Genomic DNA, 17,434 nt, shown 5'->3' on the forward strand with positions numbered 1-17,434 from the left:
CTTTCTACTTTTAGGCATTTACTAGACTTTCAGAAAGTTGCCATATACCGAGGGATTCTATTTCCATTCTAATTTTCTCTATATCCTCACCAATAAAATTAAGGTGACCCATTTTCCTATTTGGTTTTATCTCTTCTTTTCCATATAAATGGAGCTTGGAGGTTTGAAGTTTTGGGATGTGCTGCATTATCTGATCTAGATGTTCTCCTAAAATGTTCATCATAATTGTTGGCTTTAGTAATTCCGTATTACCGAGCGGCCAATTGCATATTGCCCTAATGTGTTGTTCAAATTGTGATGTTGCACAACCATCCAACGTAAAATGCCCGGAATTATGAGGTCTTGGGGCTAGTTCATTCACGAAAATTTCACCGTTTTTACAGACAAACATTTCCACCGCTAATGTTCCAGTCACATCTAAATGTTCCATAACAGTTAAGGCAATTGCTTTTGCCTTTGCTTCGATCTCTTTTTCTATTCTAGCTGGGACGATCGATTGCAATAATATATGATTGACATGCTTATTTTCACTAACGGGAAAACATGTAACATCTCCATTTTTATTTCTATTTACAATTACAGATATTTCTTTCTCAAACGAGATAAATGCTTCTAAAATGCAATCGCCCGACTGTAAAAGTTCCTTGGCATTCTCAATGTCTTCCATTGAATTTATTAAGCATTGTCCTTTTCCATCATAGCCACCTTGTCGAGTCTTAAGAACTGCTGGTAGGCCAACTAATTCTATTGCTTCAAAAAGCGTATCTTCACTGTTCACACTTTGATATGGAGCAACTTTTACCCCACTTTTCACGATTTCTTCTTTTTCATAAAAACGATCTTGGGTTACTTTAATGAGCCTACTTCCTTGAGGAAGGTAGGAATTTTCTTCTAGCCATTCCAATACATCCGGGCAAACATTTTCAAATTCATATGTAATTACATCACAATGTTGTGCGAGCTTTCTAACCGCTCGAAAGTTAGAATAATTGGCGACAATTTCAACATTCGCTATCTGTCCTGTCGGTGAGTTTTTCTTTGGATCGAGAACTGCAATTTTATAGCCCATTTGTTTCGCTGCGATTGCCATCATTCTTCCTAACTGACCACCACCAATAATGCCAATCGTACTACCTGGAAGAATAACTTTATTTGATAAATTATTTTTACTCACCAATGATCAACTCCTCGCTACTTCGTTCAGATTTTATTCTTGCTTCATCTCTAAACGCATCAAGTTTTAATGAAAGTTCCTCGTTTTCAGTTGCTAACATTTGGCTTGCTAAAATAGCTGCATTTTTTGCACCAGCATTTCCTATCGCGACAGTAGCAACTGGTACTCCTGCAGGCATTTGAACGATCGAAAGTAGTGAATCCATTCCGTTAAGCGCCTTTGATTGAATAGGTACACCAATTACAGGAAGTGTTGTATTCGCTGCAATCATACCTGGCAAGTGCGCTGCTCCACCTGCACCGGCAATAATTACTTTCAACCCGCGTTTTTTTGCCTCAAGTGCATAGGTAGTCATTAATTCCGGTGAACGATGAGCGGAAACCACCTTTTTTTCAAAAGGAATCTCAAATTGCTGTAAAAATGCACAAGTGTGTTGCATCGTGCTCCAATCTGAAGTACTTCCCATAATCACGCCAACAACTGGCTTTAAATGATTCAAACGATCATCTCCTTAATTAAATAAAAAAGTACAGACTACATTCTCTCAATCTTGCAAATGAGAGAAAGCAGCCTGTACTTGAAATAATAGATTTTACCTATTACTGCACACGACAGTACTTCCTCTCATAGTCTAGTCATTTACGGTAACTAGGTAGAAACTTTTGGGCCATATCCCCAATATTATATGAGAGGTTTTTCATTATTTAGTTTTAAATTACTTTCACTATACCATAACATTATGTGATAAAACATAAATAATGCACAAAATACGAACTTTGTACTATTTAATTTATTTATTGTTCGTTTTTCACGCCAATAAAATACACTAAGACCATTACAATACTACATCCCTTGCTGCTCAAGAAAACATATAAATGCGTGCCAAAGAATAAAGATATGAATAAATCCAATGGAATATTATTGTTTTGTAATTGAGAATAGGGGGACTTTTATTGCATAGACAATTGTTAAGAAAGCGAATAGCCGTTGCTTCCGGTAGTGAACTTGCAGATACTGTAGTAAGAAATGGGAAAATTATAAATGTATTTACAGGTAACATTTCTTTTGGGGATCTCGCGATTGTCGATGGCTTTTTCGCAGGAATTGGTAGCTTTAAAGGTCATGAGGAAATTGATGCAAAAGGGAAATATATTTGTCCTACTTTCATTGACGGACATGTGCATATTGAATCTAGTATGGCAACACCCGTTGAATTTGCGAAAGTCCTCCTCCCTCATGGCGTTACTTCAGTCATTGCTGATCCCCATGAAATAGCAAACGTGCTCGGAACAGCTGGCATTGACTTCATGTTAAACGCATCAAAGGGAATACCATTTGATTGCTTCTTTATGCTACCGTCATGTGTGCCAGCAACTCCGTTTGAAACTTCAGGTGCAACACTTGAAAATGAAGATATCGCTCTTTATTACAACCACCCAAAAGTATTAGGTCTAGCAGAAGTTATGAATGCCCCTGCTGTTAGATCAAATGACCCAAAAATGCTTGAAAAATTACTAACCGCACAAAAAGCAGGAGTAAAAATTGATGGGCATGCAGCAGGTCTTGATATAAAAGACATAAATACTTACATGGCAGCTTCCATTAAAACAGATCATGAATGCATTTCTGTTGCTGAGGCAAAAGAACGACTGGAACGTGGCATGTATGTGATGATTCGCGAAGGTACTGTAGCCAAAAACCTACTTGACCTTATACCTTTAGTAAACGATAAAAATTCCCGTCGCTTTTTATTTGTTTCTGATGATAAACATTTAGATGATTTAATAAAAAAAGGCAGTGTAAACTATAATGTCGCATTAGCAATAAAAGCTGGCCTTCCCCCTGTTACGGCTATTCAAATGGCTTCTTTAAATGTAGCAGAATGCTTTGGACTATCAACAAAAGGAGCAGTCGCACCAGGTTACGAAGCAGATTTCATGTTTTTTGAGTCTTTTGATGATATGAATATATCCCACGTTTTTAAGAGCGGGAAGTTAGTAGCTATTAATGGAAAAGTCGAAGAGCGTTGTTTTACTAATTCACCTAAATTACAAAAAGAAATTACCAATTCCGTTAATCATTCTTGCTTAACAGAAATTAAGTTAGAAATCCCCTTAAAAAATAAGAACGCTAATATAATAGAGATAATCCCCAACAGCTTAGTGACAAATCATGTCATTGAGTCTGTAAAGTTAGAAAACGGAAAATTCACCCCATGTAAAATTAAAGACCAATTAAAATTAGCAGTTATTGAGCGCCATAAACAAACTGATAATATTGGCTTAGGCATAGTTAAAGGACTACAACTAAAAAGCGGGGCTTTAGCGACAACGATCGCTCATGATTCTCACAACTTAATCATTGCAGGAACAAACGATAAAGATATGCTTCTTGCCGCAGATGAAATCGAGCGGATACAAGGAGGGCTAGTTGTAGTAAAAGGCGGAGAAATATTAGCTTCATTAGCTTTACCTATCGCAGGACTTATGTCGAATGAACCTTACGAAGTCATAAATGAAAAGCTAAACAAAATCCACGAAGCACTGTCTTTATTAGAAGCAAATCCAACATTTAATCCATTTTTAACCCTTTCATTTCTAGCTTTGCCTGTTATTCCCCATTTAAAATTAACTGATAAAGGATTATTTGATGTTACAAAGTTTAAACATATTGATATTAGTGTTAATAAGGAAAGTTGATAGAATGCAGTGCGAGGAATAAGTTGAGAGTGGTATTAGAGGAACAATGAAAAAAACAGCCGCAGTGGCTGTTTTTTCATTTTTTCAAGTCTATTCTCTGGACGAGTCATGTTCATTTCTACATCAAGGGCGGAGATACAAAAGAAAACGCCCAATACGTGTTAATACTCTGGACGAGTCATGTTCATTTCTACGTCACGTTTCGATTTCGTGATGACAGACACGACGATGTCATGTGTTAATACTCTGGACGAGTCATGTTCATTTCTACGAAGGTAAAAGAAAAGTAACATTGCTATCTCCAAGTGTGTTAATACTCTGGACGAGTCATGTTCATTTCTACAGATACCACGTGCACAAAGCACAAGGCGTATCAAGAGATGTGTTAATACTCTGGACGAGTCATGTTCATTTCTACAACTTTGACGGAGAAACAATCACAGCTCTTACACAAGAAGGTGTTAATACTCTGGACGAGTCATGTTCATTTCTACAGATAAAAAGCCGTCTAGTTATGGAGGCGGAGGCTCGTGTTAATACTCTGGACGAGTCATGTTCATTTCTACTCGTTTATGACGTCAAAACAAGTAAGTGGGGCATTACGGCGTGTTAATACTCTGGACGAGTCATGTTCATTTCTACAATTGCAGCAAACTCTCACCTTTTGCACTCGTTGAAGTGTGTTAATACTCTGGACGAGTCATGTTCATTTCTACAAAATACCTCCACGCTGTTGTCCAACTTGCTCGTGAGGGCAAGTGTTAATACTCTGGACGAGTCATGTTCATTTCTACAGAAAAGAGTGAAAAATTGCAAGGAAAAAATATTGAAGTGTGTTAATACTCTGGACGAGTCATGTTCATTTCTACGTGGTATAAAAGACAGTACCCTGGGTACTGGTTCGTCGTGTGTTAATACTCTGGACGAGTCATGTTCATTTCTACACAGTCTTATGCACTTGAGAGTACGAAAGTTTATAAATGTGTTAATACTCTGGACGAGTCATGTTCATTTCTACTTCATTTCCTCAACTGATAAAGGTGTGTCTATAATGTGTTAATACTCTGGACGAGTCATGTTCATTTCTACGACGGCACTGTACTCTGTACTATTCGGAGGGTTAACGGTGTGTTAATACTCTGGACGAGTCATGTTCATTTCTACGGTCAGAGACCAACGTTTATCACAGAAGGCGGAACGTGTGTTAATACTCTGGACGAGTCATGTTCATTTCTACATTTAACCATTATGAAGTGTTTATTCGGATTGATAATGTGTTAATACTCTGGACGAGTCATGTTCATTTCTACATCCAAGTAAAAGTAAAAGGGAGAAGTTTCTACGTCGAAGTGTTAATACTCTGGACGAGTCATGTTCATTTCTACGACGGAGTAGAAAGCGGATATTGGCCATCGTACGATGTGTTAATACTCTGGACGAGTCATGTTCATTTCTACGGAACTCGCGTATACAAGGCGCTTGGCGTCTTAATGAACCGTGTTAATACTCTGGACGAGTCATGTTCATTTCTACGTTGTTGGATGAAAACGATGAATGCATTTTTTTGGAAAGTGTTAATACTCTGGACGAGTCATGTTCATTTCTACAAAGGAGTTATGATTATGGCAACGATTATAGCAACGATTATTGTGTTAATACTCTGGACGAGTCATGTTCATTTCTACTGTACCCATATTTTACCTTACTGTCCCAAGGCTTTCAAGTCCTAAATTACATGGTGCAGAATTTTTTTATTTCGCAAAAATATATTATGTAAACTAAAATTCTGCAACATGCATATTTCGTTCATTTTCGACATGATTCTACTGTTTTCTACCATAAAATGCCGTCATTTTTCTCTTTTTCTAATTACATGGTACACCCCTAAAATGGGCTTTTTTTTCACCATGTAAATATTAACAATGGGCTGCTTCTATATTATTATGTCCTTTAATGGCAAATAATTGTATTGGTTTCCAACAATAGTCTTACTATTATAGCTGGAATTCGTGAGAGGATATATCCTAATAGAATCATTTTCAGTTGCAAAAGGTGAAACTAATTCTACCATTTCTTTGTATTTATCTTCCGTTAAAAACGCCTCAAATACGCTTTTCTGTACTCTAACACCAAAATCCTTAAGTTTTTTTGCCAATTTTGTTCTTTTCTTAGATTCACAAATGTCATAACAAATAAGGTAATACTTTCTCGGCTCCTTGTTTAATGCCATCCACTTTACCCTCCATATAAGATTTTTCTAATCCTTTCACATAAATTTCTATTAACTTGTTTGCTTCAATTTGGTTTATCCACTTTTGATATTGAGCAAGGAACATTTTTAATCCTTCATTAGTAAACCGGATGCCATTTTCTTCATTATTAGAAAATATGTTCTTTGTTAATTTTCTTTCTCTAAACATTTGAATTACCCATTGATCAATTAATATCGGTCTAAATAATTCCATTACATCCAATGTTAAACTTATCCTGCCATATTTTAAACTATGATAATAGCCGAAGAGAACATCAAATCCGTAAGAGTTTAAAATACCTGTAATTTCGTTTAATAATAATGTATAAGAAAAATTAAGAACACTATTAACTTCATTTAATGCAGGTCGCCTAGATCTCTTCTCAAAAGGGAATTCCTCAGGTAAAATATAGTCCCAACAAGAAAAATAATTCTTAGAGGATATTCCTTCTACTCCTCGTAATTTTGATAAATCAGTTTGCTTAAATACTTCTTCCCTATACTTTTGAAGTTTTTTTATACTATCTGCAATAGGAGAATCTGTGATATTAATACCATTTCTTCTTTTCATTAATACTTTTTGTTGCCCTAAAATTTTATATGCTATCGTTTCCTTTGCAAGCGATAGCGAAAACTCTTTATCATTCCAATAAGTTAACTGAGAAAGTTTTGTATAGATATTTTTACTGTTTTGTCCAACTAACCTGCCTTTATATTTACCAAACATACTAAAGAATGAGACATCAATGCCTTCTTGTAACACAGATGAAATTAGTTGAGTAGATAATTGAATATTACCAAATAGTAATATTCTTGCTACATCCGAAAAGTGTCTTTCAAGTATTACTTTTTTATCCTTAGTGATGAGTATTCTTCTACCACTTTTCTTCAGGAGAGCCCCTTGTTCAGTTACAAAAATTGTACTCAAATGTGAATCACCCAGTTGTTCTCATTTTCTTTCTGCTTACGCACCAAAAAACCTATATCAATTTCAACTTTATCTACTTTCTTTTCATCAAATATTCTCGTGAGCTCCTCTTCAATATGACTCAACCTCTTAGAAAGACCTCTTTTATGTTTACGTAATTCAATAAGCTTATTTGCTAAATCATTTATTTCCTTTTGATTCACTCTGACGTTTGTGTTTGTACTAGTAGTAGGTTTAGTTGGTGTTTGCTTAGGTACTAATTGACTCTTGGGTGTAACTAGAGAAGTGTTCTTTTTATTATGAAGTACAGGTGATGGATATTGTCCTTTTGATATTGGAAATTTACAATTACAAGGTAAATTAGCTGTTACCTTTGGATAGTGTTCTCTAATTCTGTGGCAACTGATTGGTTTACTATAGCTTCTCTTAATAAACTTATTAGTTATTGCTTCATCATAATTCATCGTATGTCCGATTACTTGATGAATATACTTCTTACCTTCACTTCCTAAAGGACCAAATACATTTAAAATCAAAAGCCTTTCTTGATGATTTAAATAGTTAGTCGTTTTAGCCTTGTTAATAAAGTGCTGTATAATCGGGCACCCAGCAATAATTAGTTGAATAGAGTGAGGTATTAAATAAGCATCCTCATTTAACCTTTCTACTAAATTAGAGCTACCATTTATAAATTCTCTTAATTGTTTTCTTGAGATTTTCTTTACACTTTCAATAGGAGATAACTGGTCTTGGAGGATATGTCCTTCTTCATCTATAAAGTACCCCTGTTTTTTTGTTACTGAATGTCTTCCCCAAGGCAATTTAATTTTTTGCCCTACTTTATCTGGCTTTAATTTTCTTTGATGAGGAAATCGCTCCCAAACTATCCCTTCAGTAGGTGTTAAGTCTTCTATTAGTTTATTTAGAAAATCATAAGCTTCAGGTAAAGGGACAGGTTCATCAAAGAAAAACCATACATGATAACCTCTATTTCCACTTTCAACTAAAAGACTAGGAAGAGAGTTTTCCTTTGCTTTTGTATATATTTTGCTCATATCCTTAAAAGCTTTTCTTAAGAGACTTTGAAATTCTTCTTCATTTCCTTTGATTTTTTGAAGTTGGTAAGATTGAATGTCAATATCTATGAGGGCATAAGTAACTGTTTTGTTTGATCTAACCATTGGTTGAACTATCGTAATCTCGCCACAAAAATGTTTTTCAACATCTTCAACAGTCCAAGGTCTATGAATAGGCTTGGAAACTCTCTTACCCTCTTCAAGTACTTCTACATAAAAGGAGCCTTCTTTCCCGTTAAAGAGGTGATAAAATTCCGTAAAAGCATTATTTTTATCAAGACTAACTACAGTTTTTTTCTCTTCACTATTATCATTACATATATCAAATCCTGGATTCGGATCATGAAGTAACTTCGCGATTGCAAACATTCGATTTTCTATTAACCAATCCACAAACTCTTCATTTTTACTGTCTTCTTTGTGGAAATATAAACTATTTAGTCGCTCTAATAGATCTTCCAAGAGACTTTCTTTAACGGTGTAGTTATATTTTAGCCACCCCTTCATTTCTTCTGTTAAAGATAAGTTCTTATTAAAGATTAGTGCCAGCCAATAAAATGAGTCTTTTGTTTTATCGAGTTGAAGACTGAGAGAAAATAATGTCTCACAATGCCACCGCTCAATCGGTTTCCCATAAAGGTTGTTAGTAATTTTAAGATAGCAATTCTCTATTATTTGTTTATCTGTTGTAAAATCGCGGGATAATAATAGGACTTCATAGTTGGCAATTTCTTGCCATGGTATAATAGAGAAATATTGTTTCCACCCATTTAATATTTGTTTATATTTGACAATCCTTTCTTCAATGAGCGATTTATTATCTTTTGATATTTCATTCAATTTCATAATTAAAGATTTTGTTCCTTTTTCACTTACTACCCTACCAGTTTGTGTGAACGTGAAGCCTAGAAAGGTAAATTGTTCGGTTATATGTTTAACTGCAGTTTTGTCTAAGTTACAATTAAGCTTAAGCGCTTGTAAAGCCTCTTGCATCTTAGCTAATCGAAGTTTAACCTCATCTTTAGAGTGATCAGCAATTATTATATCGTCTGCAAATCTTATGTATGGTTTTCCACTACTTGTCAAGTATTCATCAAAGGTATACAAATAAATATTTGCTAATAATGGGGATAAAGGACTTCCTTGAACAACCCCTTTTTGTTGCTTACTGAACAAATACATCACAAAGTCAATCTTTTCCTTTTCTTTTATAAATGTTTCTAAAACTTTCCTAAGGATAGAATGGTCGATTGTATCAAAAAAATCTGCAATATCAGTTTCACCAATCCAATCATAGCCATCATCATAAATCCACTTTTCCAGTTGTTCGAGTGCTTGAGCTGACGACTTCCCTTGCTGATAAGCATAACTTTGAGGGTGATGTAGCTCCTTACATTGTGGTTCTAACCAACACTTAACAATCATATGAACTAACCTATCCTCAACTGTAAGAATACCAATGTTTCTTTCTTTTCCATTAGCTTTAGTAATGCTTAATTCTTTAACCGGTGATGGCTCATATGTACCAACTAGTATCTTTTCATAGACCCCTTTCACAAAATCTTCTTCATCTTTAATAGAACTAAAGCGTTTACCGTCTATACCTGCTGCATCACTACCCTTTTTTGCCTTTTCCCATGCTTCCCATAGATACTTCTCAGAAAAAATAGTAAGTGGTTGCAATAAATACACATCCTCTCAATATATATTTTCTGATTATTTCGACAACAAAATCGAAATTCCTTCCTTATTATGTAAATATTACTTTATTTTGCATTTAAGTTATTTAATATATGTAAATATGAATTTATAAAAAAACTAGAGCTACTAAAAATAGAGTAGCTCTAGTACTATTTATTCTCTGTTACTGTTGGATTTTGTCATACATTTCTTGATTACCTACTAATGTTCGATACAAATGGATTGTCCTTTTTGCTTGTTCTTCAGCGTTATTTATATTATAAAGTGAATTATTTTGAAAACCTCTTAGGAAGTTGGTCACTCTTGCTACATTGCCTGATTTGGCAACTAGAATTAGACACAAATAATGTAATCCTACTCCAACGGGCAGTGTATTAGCATTTTCCATTTTGATAACTTTTGAGAAATTAACAATAAGTGTATACGTAGGCTGCATTACTTCAATTAAATATCCAAAGTTATAGATTTTAAAGTGGTGAAGTTGTTTTAATAAACTTTGAATAAATGCTTGGTCTTTGATTATCCCCTTATTACAATTATTAGCAATATTTTTATCTAATGATTTAATTAATTCATCCTTACTTAAATACTGGGTTAATGATGCTTCATCAATTATTACAGAGAAAGGGTCTGAATTAATTTTAGCAATTATATCTTCTTCAAACTTGCCTAACTCACTCCGCAACTTTACAAATTCTAGATCTGCAATTTCTAGTAGTCCAGCAATTCTTGAAAAACTCCTTCTTAAATTCTTAGGAATTTGAGATTTAGATTTATACCCTAAGTCATGTTCAATCTCAGCCCATGTGTGCTGAAGTATTGACCTTATTTGTATTTCTGCTTTTAAGCCCTTATATTTACGATATTCAGTAAATTTTAGGCGGTCGTCTTTGAAGCTAATTACGTAATGGAGTGACATATACCCAAATCTATCAGGGTCATGTGTCAACCTTTTATCGATTGAGTTCGCTTGATCAATCTTGAATTCATTCTCAATAATGTTAGCTATGCGATCAACATCTTCAGAAAAATAAGTAATTATACGTAACCCTACTAAATCTGTCACATCCTCTAATAATTTATAACTTTTATCCGAACGATTAATTTTTTTAAATAAACTATCAGAGCTCTTTACTCTACTTGGAACTGAATGAAAATGAATATTATATTCATACAAAATATCTTCAATAATAGATCTTAATTCCTTAGCAAAATCTTCATAAAGGTCCTCATTTTTTTCAAACTTTTCTATAATATCTTTAGCTAGTTCCTCCTTCATTATCTCTTCTCCTTTGAAACTTGCATTTGTAAATTAATTAAATGTTCGGAGTTGTTTAATGAACGAACTATAATCCTATCAGGACCCATTACAAAATGGTGAATAGAAGTATCATCTGCTTCAACTCTAAAATCCTCGCCTACTGGCAAATGTAATACTTCCTTTAATATGGCACCAATTGCTCGACCGTGTGTTACAATTGCTACTGTCTGCCCCGGATGGGAATAATAAATCTCGTAAAAAGCTTCTATTACTCTGTTAGAGAACTCAAACTGCGATTCTCTCCCCCACTGTTTATTCGAAGGGAAGTCTACATCTGCTGAATTTGGATACCTAACCTTTGCCTCTTGTTTAGTTAATCCGCCTGCTAAACCATAATCAATTGCACGCAAATCATCCATAGTAGTAGCTTCTATATTTAATTCCTTTCCAATAATTTCAGCGGTTTGTCTCGCCCTATTTAAAGAACTAGAGTAAATTGCATTAATGTTATAGTTTTGTCTTAATTTATTAGCAAGTGTTAAAGATTGGTTGCGGCCATAATCCGTTAAATCAAAATCTGCCCAACCTTCAATTCTATTCTCTTTTTCTCCATTATGCTGACCATGCCTAATTAGAATAAATTCAACAGTCCCAGGTTTTGGTGTTTCTATAGTTGGAGAGAAACGCAGTTGAAGATCTACACAAGCAGCATTTAATTTTATGATATCATTGGCAGTTGTTTTAATATGATAAATCCACGTATGAACACCATCAGAGAAAAAACCCTCAATAATTCCTTCCTGAATATTAATTGGTTTAAATCGAATATTGCTAGGCATCTTTTCTTTTTTCTCAATCAGTTCGATATTTGTTACATACTTTAATGTAATCATACTTTGCAGATCTGTAATAAAAGATAATGGTAATTCTTCTATCGGAAAAGAGAGTTGTGTATTACTAGATTGTGAGTCTCTTTTTGGCAAATATAAAGATGCCTCATCATTAAATCGCTTGAGTAAAGTTTCATGAATTAATAAACCAACTGAAGTAAGTCGATATTGACCGCCATATTCATTTAAAAAATCAATTATCTCTTCTGAGTCTATGTCCTTTTGCAAAACCTCTGCTGGAATAGAACCTTTGCGATATATTCTATCAAAAATTGCAAAATGTTTTAGCCATAATGAATAATCCATTGCGATTGGAAGCTTCGGAATAGGTAAAATATTCTCACTTTCGATCGAATAATAAACTGGCACCTTAAGAAGTTGGCCAATCGTACCCATAAAAGAGGATACAATTAAGTCTCCTCCGCTAGCGTTGATAATGCATTCTTCACCTTTTTTTTGCTTCATGTACACTATTTGTGATGTGTTCTGAAAAAGGTTTCGCAATCCCTCATTTTTATATTCGGATATATTTTCTTCATTCAATCCATCTATTGTAATTGTATGTATGTTTTGAAATTCGTTTTTGAAATAAAGCTTTAATATTTCACCAGTTAGTTTTCCTTCTTTGGTGTCTGGGAGCATGAGGTAGAGGTCAGTTTTTTCGTTCAATAAGTCATTATCTAATGATAATTTAATGGTGGATACTTCGTTTATTTGATTATATTTTTCAGTTTTTATCATTTCTACTACTTTTTTTAGGTTATTCTGGTATATATGAATCCCATTAATAGGAAGTTCCTTTAATAGTGAATTCCCAACAGTAGCTATTAAAGAAGTTTTCATAACACAAAAAATCCTCCTTCTTCTTATTAAACTAGCTCCTATCAAATTGATAGGAGCCGTTGTTAAAATTAATTCTTAAGTAAGAAATCTTTTTCTTCACTCGGAAATGGTAGTACTTCGTTATATCTTGATTTTTTTCCTCTAGAGTTATTTACAAACCAATCAAAAATTTTACTAGATTTAAAAGGGACAGGATATTGAATTGGTGACCTTTTCTCACTTGGAGTTAAAATAGCTACCATATCTACTACTTGTATAATATTTTCAAATGTACAATTAAATGCTTTTTGCATTTCTTGTTTAAATAATTCAATATAGTTATCTAGTTCTATCTTACTGTAGCTTTTTCGTTTTTCTTCCCAAGTAGTGTATAGAGATGTAATATTCGTTTCTTCAAATCCATCAATATCTACACTAATTTGGCCAAATCCAAATGGCTTGCCGTATCCTAATCTATGATGCATACCTTTTTCAAGACTTAAAGACCATAATAAAGCACCAAATTCTACGTCAGTAAGTCCTTCTACTTTTATTTCAAAAGTAAATTGATTTCCTTTAGACATTGCATCATTTATAGTTCTGTTTAGATTGGACTTTTCTATATTTCTGTCTAAAGAAGGGTTTTGATTACCATGCGATAAATACATCTTTCTCCCTCGAATGGTTACCTCTTGGTGGTCATAGCCATTATCAAAATATTTCCCTTTGAGACTACTAGCACTCAAATCCTTTGATCTTAAATACATGGCAACTGCAGTAGGTTTAGGTGTACCTAGAATTCCAAGTGTTTGCTGTATAGTTCCATTTTCTTTCGTTAATATTGCATCACTGACTCTCACTTTTCCTTTATATGCATGCCTCTTATCATCATTTTTAATATCACCTACATCCCCTTGTACCCAGCCAAACAGACGAGATGCAGGGCAAAGATCCTCATAATTAGTTGGATGCTTAATGTGATTTGGTAACATGTCAAGAATTGAAGTATTATATTGTCTTCGAGAGATCATTACCGGGTACATTCCTTCAACATTTTCATCCGAATCTAATTGAACATAGAGAAGTTCTCCTCCCTTAACTTTTTTATTATCATAAAGATGTCGGCTTAATTTATTCTGATTATTAGTGTCTTTCTTAAGCTTAATTTCGTCTTCATTTACCTCTTGGTAGTTTGTTATTAATTGATTATATTTTTTCACAATATTATTTGGGACACTTTTTAACATATTTTCAAATTGGTATTCACCATCTAAATCTTGTTCATCCATTCGATAAAAAAACCTTTCATCATGCTTGTTAAACATGTTTTCCCCCGAATGATAATACCAACCTCTAATGGCTCTTGAAGGATCAGATAAATTATTTTTTTCATCGCTAATTTCTAGTACTGACCTTAAGAAGAAAGGCCTTTTATGGTGTTTGATATCACTAGATAATATAGCATATACCTCAGATCCATGTTTAATATTTCCAGAAACATTTGGGATAGGCCTTTGATGATATGGTGTATTACCTATAGCTGCCCATTTATATCTTGGAAACCACGCTGCATACATTAAGTTTCTTGACTTGTTATGCACATGTCCAGTGAGTAACTCTACTTTAAACTGTTCACCATCTTTAATAAGCCTTGCAGGAACTAAGTCTTTTGCCATTCCTGTGTCGCCACGGTAAAAGAGTGGGATATCTTCCTCATTTTCATTTAAAATAGAATAGCTTGAGTTAGTAACTGCTTCATAAACACTTCGGATCATTCCTCGTAATGAACTTCCAGGGATTGTATACTTACCATCCTTTTTGTGAAATTCATATTCCTCATGACCATTAGCATGAGTTTTTACCTTATTACCACTAACAAATAACGGACTTTCTGTAGTTACATTAACTTTAACCACACCTGAAATTCCTTCGTTACTCCAATGGTTTTCTGGAGATTTTCTTACGAATTCAGTGCCATCATTTGCAGGTTCTGACCACCTTACAAAATTGTAAGGATTGTAGAATTTATCCATTTGATTATTGACTGAATTATTAGTATGACTGGTATTAATAGCATTTTTTAACACTCTTACTTTAATGGCTTGAGGACCTTTAGTGCCATTACTTCTTTCATACTGTACCTCTTCACCTTTAGTTAATAAAGATGCATTTGTTACATTTTTTATATGAATAAAAAGACCATCACGAGATCCATCATCAATAAATCCAAAACCTCTATCTTCTAAATATTTTTTTATTTTTCCTTTAGGCAATTATTAACCCTCCTTCTATAATGGTTGTGTTATCGGTTTGTCTTCCCAAACAGCTTGCAAAACTATTCCTAGTATAAAGCTACATGAGGATTGAAATAAAATATAACTTGGCGGCAAACCTAAGATCTCTCCATAAAAATAAAAAACCTTTGTATCAACAATGCCATTTAAAAATGAGTGTAATGTATAAGAACTAAATGATGAACTAATCCAACATAATCCTAAGGACACAAAATTACCAAATAAATAGATGTGCATTACTCTACTTAATTTTAAAAAGCCTAGGTAATTTTTTATTTCAACTGATAAATATGAAAATATGATTCCCTGGCACAAAAAGCTAAAAAGTATTAAATAAATATTTTTTAGTATTGTATCTTTACCAACAAAGATATTAACGTACCAATCATAAATTTCTCCTGTGATGAGAATTGGTAAAAAGCCAATTATAATAGATGCAGTTAATCTAGGAATAAACAAACTATTAATATTACTATTTTTTCTTTTAATAGCGTTAAAAAGATTATATCTTGGCACATAGAAACCATTAATTATTTTTGAAACAAACTTATCTAACCCATTTAGTAATGCATAGTTTTTTTGTAAGTCTTTAACAATAAGGTCAACAACATCATCTAATTCAATATCACTCTCACCTTGCTGAGTAGAACCCAGATATCTCCCAAATACATCTTTAAAATGAGTAGGTAATACATATAATGAAAAAGATTCAACATATAAATAATCTGCAAACCTTATAAATTCTATTTTATAGGCTTGTTCTACCAATTTTCTTAAACTTGAAGTGACTCTATCGTTATCAATAATTAACTTAAGTGTATGCAACCTTGTTAAGTAGCAAAACAATAAAATATCTTTTTTATCAGTTTGAGAAATCCCTTTAACTACTGATGGATCTGCCAAAATGTGTGCAGTTTGTAAAAATCTCTGCAATAATAAAAGTCCTAAAATATTATTGGAATTTTCATCTAAAAATTGATGAACTTCGTTGCTTAACACCTTTCTCCACTTCACATCAAATAGTATTCCTTGTTGATTTTTGTTAAATTCATAAATTTTTTCTTCTTGGTTTTCATTTAATTGAATGTCTAAATCTTTTTCACTTGCAAATAATTGAGAAGTAAAATCATCTAGCATTTCTTCATTAGTTGTTATTTCATCAAGTGTCAATGAACCTTTGGAGGTAAAATATTTATTAAAAACAGGTATCCTTTTGTTTACACTAAACCTATAAGTCAAGCTGTCTTCTAAATCCATTTTAATTTCACTATGTTGCTCAGGACTAAAAAAGCCGACGGACCCATCTTTATTTATTGCCCATTTCATATGTAAGCCCCTTATTAAATAAAATTAAGTACACTTTCCCAATCATTGATAATTCCACTTTTTGGTCATTTACTACTAAGAAATCCTCAATAAATTGTAAGTACTCTTTCAGGATAAATTTATTAATAGAAAGTTTTATTGATAATATTCTATCAATTTCTTCTAATGCTTCATCTATATCTGTATAGCCCGTCTTATCAATTTTATTAAGAATAAGATTCATTATATTCGTGTCTTCTTTATCAGACGTAAACAATCTATTTAATGTAGGTATTTTAGGAATCTTTACTAATGAATTTTCTTTACTAGCAGCCGCTTCTTCAAATACGTAGTACATGTCTTTTCGATGGAAAGAAGCGATATGGGTAACCAGTGGGATAAAATTCTTATAACCACCTGTTATATTAAAAATTTGTTTTTCATTGCTTTTTTCTTCATCTGTCATATATTCATTTATAGTTTGCACGAAATTAGGTAAACCAAGACTACTAAATCGCTCAATATCTTCCATTTGGAATCCTTCTATTTCTCTCATGTTTTCTTCTTTTATTGTGAAACCAAGTTTAGTAAAGATACTTTGAATGATAATAGCACTTACATATGAATGACCTGTGTCTGAAATAGCTAAGACAATTTCAGTATTTTCAGGATCAAGTTCCAGTTTCTGAATTAAACGAAGAGTACTCGCCACTTCTGCAGGACATAGCCTCCATCTAGAGATATTGTTATTACCATCCCAATTCTCCCAGTGTTCTTTAGCAAGCTCAGTTATATATAGATTGGAAATATCTCTAAGGTATGGTTCAAAAGATATTCTCGGTTCTATAGCTTTCATTCTATTAAACGTATACCGTTTACAAAGGGAATCTAATAGTTCAAACTTTTTATTTACTACTCCGTTATAAAAAACCGGGTTACTTTTATTCGTACCTTTTATCCAATGAAGATTTTTTAATTTTATTTTTTCCAGCGTTGATGTACCAACTGTACAAATGATTGTTGTTTTCATAGA

Annotated in this window: 11 protein-coding genes, 1 CRISPR repeat array and 1 riboswitch; of the genes, 1 reads left to right on the forward strand and 10 read right to left on the reverse strand. The window is 33.3% G+C overall.

Annotation, left to right across the window (positions count from 1 at the left end):
* Nucleotides 1-10: 10 nt before the first annotated feature.
* Together purK and purE are read right to left on the reverse strand one after the other, a co-directional pair.
* Nucleotides 11-1,174, reverse strand: coding sequence for a 5-(carboxyamino)imidazole ribonucleotide synthase (purK, locus tag CIB95_RS12505; RefSeq protein WP_198949199.1), 1,164 nt, complete (start codon nt 1,172-1,174; stop codon nt 11-13).
* Complete coding sequence (gene purE, locus CIB95_RS12510; RefSeq protein ID WP_094925878.1) at nt 1,167-1,640, reverse strand: 5-(carboxyamino)imidazole ribonucleotide mutase; 474 nt, start codon at nt 1,638-1,640, stop codon at nt 1,167-1,169. The genes purK and purE overlap by 8 nt, the downstream gene beginning before the upstream one ends.
* A gap of 141 nt (nt 1,641-1,781) precedes the next feature.
* A riboswitch (purine riboswitch) is annotated at nt 1,782-1,883 on the reverse strand.
* 244 nt (nt 1,884-2,127) lie between these two features.
* Between purE and ade the strand changes: the two genes are divergently transcribed.
* Nucleotides 2,128-3,873, forward strand: a complete 1,746-nt coding sequence (gene ade, locus CIB95_RS12515; RefSeq protein ID WP_094925694.1) for an adenine deaminase — start codon at nt 2,128-2,130, stop codon at nt 3,871-3,873.
* Nucleotides 3,874-3,959: 86 nt separating this feature from the next.
* Nucleotides 3,960-5,558: direct repeats of the CRISPR family, unit length 36 nt; unit sequence GTGTTAATACTCTGGACGAGTCATGTTCATTTCTAC.
* A 248-nt stretch (nt 5,559-5,806) separates the two neighbouring features.
* On the opposite strand, the gene cas2 is transcribed toward ade, so the two are convergent.
* From cas2 to CIB95_RS12555, 8 genes are all read right to left on the reverse strand, one after another.
* Nucleotides 5,807-6,103, reverse strand: coding sequence for a CRISPR-associated endonuclease Cas2 (cas2, locus tag CIB95_RS12520; protein WP_094925695.1), 297 nt, complete (start codon nt 6,101-6,103; stop codon nt 5,807-5,809).
* Nucleotides 6,057-7,052 carry a CRISPR-associated endonuclease Cas1 gene (gene cas1, locus CIB95_RS12525; RefSeq protein ID WP_158217633.1) on the reverse strand — a complete coding sequence of 332 codons (996 nt, stop codon included), beginning with the start codon at nt 7,050-7,052 and terminating at the stop codon, nt 6,057-6,059. The genes cas2 and cas1 overlap by 47 nt, the downstream gene beginning before the upstream one ends.
* Entirely contained in the window at nt 7,049-9,811 is a 2,763-nt protein-coding gene (locus CIB95_RS12530; protein WP_158217634.1) for a CRISPR-associated primase-polymerase type A1, read from the reverse strand. The genes cas1 and CIB95_RS12530 overlap by 4 nt, the downstream gene beginning before the upstream one ends.
* Before the next feature lie 181 nt (nt 9,812-9,992).
* Nucleotides 9,993-11,108 (reverse strand): GTP pyrophosphokinase, encoded by a 1,116-nt coding sequence (locus tag CIB95_RS12535; protein WP_094925698.1) that lies wholly within the window; start codon nt 11,106-11,108, stop codon nt 9,993-9,995.
* Nucleotides 11,108-12,823: a histidine phosphatase family protein gene (locus CIB95_RS12540; RefSeq protein WP_094925699.1), complete on the reverse strand. Its 1,716-nt coding sequence runs from the start codon at nt 12,821-12,823 to the stop codon at nt 11,108-11,110. Before CIB95_RS12540 ends, CIB95_RS12535 begins: the two co-directional genes overlap by 1 nt.
* 68 nt (nt 12,824-12,891) lie before the next feature.
* On the reverse strand, nt 12,892-15,075 hold the full coding sequence (locus CIB95_RS12545; RefSeq protein ID WP_094925700.1) for a TIGR03986 family type III CRISPR-associated RAMP protein: 2,184 nt from the start codon (nt 15,073-15,075) through the stop codon (nt 12,892-12,894).
* A 15-nt stretch (nt 15,076-15,090) separates the two neighbouring features.
* The gene (locus CIB95_RS12550) at nt 15,091-16,422 is read right to left on the reverse strand and encodes a hypothetical protein (protein WP_094925701.1); all 1,332 of its coding nucleotides are present in this window, start codon (nt 16,420-16,422) and stop codon (nt 15,091-15,093) included.
* The gene (locus tag CIB95_RS12555) at nt 16,403-17,431 is read right to left on the reverse strand and encodes a hypothetical protein (RefSeq protein WP_094925702.1); all 1,029 of its coding nucleotides are present in this window, start codon (nt 17,429-17,431) and stop codon (nt 16,403-16,405) included. Before CIB95_RS12555 ends, CIB95_RS12550 begins: the two co-directional genes overlap by 20 nt.
* Nucleotides 17,432-17,434 lie beyond the last annotated feature (3 nt).

Source organism: Lottiidibacillus patelloidae, assembly GCF_002262935.1.
Lineage (GTDB): Bacteria > Bacillota > Bacilli > Bacillales > SA5d-4 > Lottiidibacillus > Lottiidibacillus patelloidae.

What these genes read in the sequence shown, in the direction of transcription:
- purE (WP_094925878.1), bottom strand. Translation starts at nt 1,640, where the DNA reads ATGGGAAGTACTTCAGATTGGAGCACGATGCAACACACTTGTGCATTT.
- cas2 (WP_094925695.1), bottom strand. Translation starts at nt 6,103, where the DNA reads ATGGCATTAAACAAGGAGCCGAGAAAGTATTACCTTATTTGTTATGAC.
- CIB95_RS12535 (WP_094925698.1), bottom strand. Translation starts at nt 11,108, where the DNA reads ATGAAGGAGGAACTAGCTAAAGATATTATAGAAAAGTTTGAAAAAAAT.
- CIB95_RS12540 (WP_094925699.1), bottom strand. Translation starts at nt 12,823, where the DNA reads ATGAAAACTTCTTTAATAGCTACTGTTGGGAATTCACTATTAAAGGAA.
- CIB95_RS12550 (WP_094925701.1), bottom strand. Translation starts at nt 16,422, where the DNA reads ATGAAATGGGCAATAAATAAAGATGGGTCCGTCGGCTTTTTTAGTCCT.
- CIB95_RS12555 (WP_094925702.1), bottom strand. Translation starts at nt 17,431, where the DNA reads ATGAAAACAACAATCATTTGTACAGTTGGTACATCAACGCTGGAAAAA.